This is a genomic window from Vibrio sp. YT-19(2023), assembly GCF_033337395.1.
Genome location: NZ_JAWOQN010000749.1, coordinates 1 through 603, shown reverse-complemented (window position 1 = coordinate 603; position 603 = coordinate 1). Strand labels below are relative to the sequence as shown.

Below are 603 nucleotides of genomic sequence, written 5' to 3'. Positions count from 1 at the left end.
GATTAAGCAGTTGTGCAAAGACAAGTCGTTCGGCTCAGTCGGAGTATCATACTTAAGCAAATAATCTGGCGATGCTGCCACCACAAACTGGCAGTCTGTCAAACGCTGCGCAATGTAGCCCTCTGGTAGGTGCTCATTGTTTGTTACCCACAGATCGAGCCCTTCCGCCAGCATATCGACCTTGTAGTCAAACAAATGCACTTCCACTTGAAGCTGTGGATACAACTCACGCAGCTCTTGAATCGCAGGAATGATGTGCAGCGTTCCAAATGATTGAGATAACCCGAGGCGAACCAGCCCAGCCACTTCATCCCTTTGGCTTTCCATTTCTAACGTCGCACTACTCACCGCCTGCACCACTTGTTCACAATGATGATAAAACGTTTTTCCCGCTTCGGTAGGCGTAAAACTACGCGTGGTGCGTTGAACAAGCTTGATGCCAAGAGATTCCTCTAACTGACTAAGCTGTTTGCTGACGTGAGATACTGACACTCCAAGGCTTTTCGCCGCCGCAGTAAAGTTTTTATGTTTGATCAATGCAGAAAAGATCACCATTTGCGCAGCACGTTCAGATAACACGCAGTAGTACCTCGATAAGAATGT

Annotated in this window: 1 protein-coding gene; it reads right to left on the bottom strand. The window is 47.6% G+C overall.

Going from position 1 to position 603, the window contains the following annotated elements; translation table 11 throughout:
* Positions 1-579, bottom strand: a 579-nt coding sequence (locus R7E78_RS28255) for a LysR family transcriptional regulator (protein WP_318058897.1), incomplete at its 3' end; no start/stop codon positions are given.
* Positions 580-603 lie beyond the last annotated feature (24 nt).